Origin of the sequence: Acidovorax sp. BoFeN1, assembly GCF_003345135.1 — a bacterium.
GTDB lineage: Bacteria > Pseudomonadota > Gammaproteobacteria > Burkholderiales > Burkholderiaceae_C > Acidovorax > Acidovorax defluvii.
This window is the reverse complement of the sequence record NZ_QOZT01000170.1, coordinates 1-1,217: the sequence shown is the minus strand read 5'-3', so window position 1 is coordinate 1,217 and position 1,217 is coordinate 1. Positions and strand designations below refer to the sequence as shown.

The 1,217-nt window shown below is 62.6% G+C and carries 2 protein-coding genes; both read right to left on the bottom strand.

Annotated features, from left to right (window positions below; translation table 11 throughout):
* Positions 1-335 precede the first annotated feature (335 nt).
* On the bottom strand, positions 336-956 hold the full coding sequence (gene ampD / locus DTW89_RS19080) for a 1,6-anhydro-N-acetylmuramyl-L-alanine amidase AmpD (protein WP_114657077.1): 621 nt from the start codon (positions 954-956) through the stop codon (positions 336-338).
* Positions 940-1,217 (bottom strand): helix-turn-helix domain-containing protein (locus tag DTW89_RS19075; RefSeq protein WP_236637217.1); only part of this gene is annotated, 278 nt, incomplete at its 5' end. The genes DTW89_RS19075 and ampD, both read right to left, overlap by 17 nt.

Sequence of the window (1,217 nt, the reverse complement as noted above, 5' to 3'; positions counted from 1 at the left end):
GGGAAAAGCGGACGCGGTGTTTTCAGTGTGTAACGGCGAAAATCTGTCGCACACTATAGATGGTGTGTAGATAGTATTCAAGACACTACCTGTAGTGTATCGCCTTGATGGGGGTCACAATCCGAAGTGCGCTGTTGCAGTGCGGCGCAGCGGGAAATCGAATGATCCCGCAGGCCCCATGCAGCCGATATGTGATGACTGAAATCAAGCAAAACCGGGCGTCGCAGGCGGTTTTCCTGGACCAGGCCGCGTGGGCGTTGACGCGGGTTTTTTTCGCACCGCTGGGGGCGCGTTACAAACGGTGATGTTTGCGTGCTACAGCGGTGTCGCAGGCGTCACCGGTGCGGGTCCGGTGTGCCTCGGGTTTCCGCAGGAAACTGCGTGAGGGGCCAGGCGAGCAGGCGCTGAAGCCTTGTCCAGTCAAATCCGGGGCCGGGGTCCTGCTTGCGTCCCGGTGCGATGTGTTCGTGCCCCGCCACATGGGTGACGGGGTAGCGCTCCTGGATGTCGGCGCACAGTCTGGCCAGTACCTCGTATTGCACCGGCTCAAACATCTGCCCTTCGAGTCCCTCCAGCTCGACACCAATCGAGTCGTCGTTGCACTGCGAGCGCCCCCGGTAACTCGACTGGCCTGCGTGCCAGGCGCGCTCGTCGCAGTCCACAAATTGCCAGAGGGTGCCATCCCGTTCTATGAAGAAGTGCGCCGACACCTGCAGCCCCCGGATGCTTTGAAAGTAAGGGTGCGCGTCCCAGTCCAGGGTGTTGGCGAACAGTTTTTGTACCGACCCGCTGCCGTAGCTCCCCGGCGGAAGGCTGATGGAATGGACCACGATCAGATCCACGGCAGCGCCACTGGGGCGCGGGCCAAAATTGGGAGAAGGTTGCCTGATGGCCTCGTGATGCCAGCCCGCGTTCCACCGGGTTTGGGAGGGTGGCCCTTCAGCCAAGGTCGTCATGTGCGTCGTTGTCGCTCGGGGCGGAGATGTTCAACCGGGCAATGCGGTAACGGATTTGTCGCAGGCTGATTCCCAGCCGCGCCGCGGTGGCTGTCCGGTTGAAGTTGGCCTCGCGCAGCGCGCGCACCAGGATCTCCCGTTCCTGCTGGTCCAGCCAGGCTTGAAGATCGTTGGGCAGTGAAGTGCACGGTGTCAGTCCGCTGGTTGCCGCCATGCCGGACGCGGCGTCGGCAACGGGCGCTGTCGTGGCCACTGGCTGGG

Bases quoted from the DNA above. Each gene is read 5' to 3' on its own strand.
- ampD (WP_114657077.1), bottom strand. From the start codon at position 956: ATGACGACCTTGGCTGAAGGGCCACCCTCCCAAACCCGGTGGAACGCG.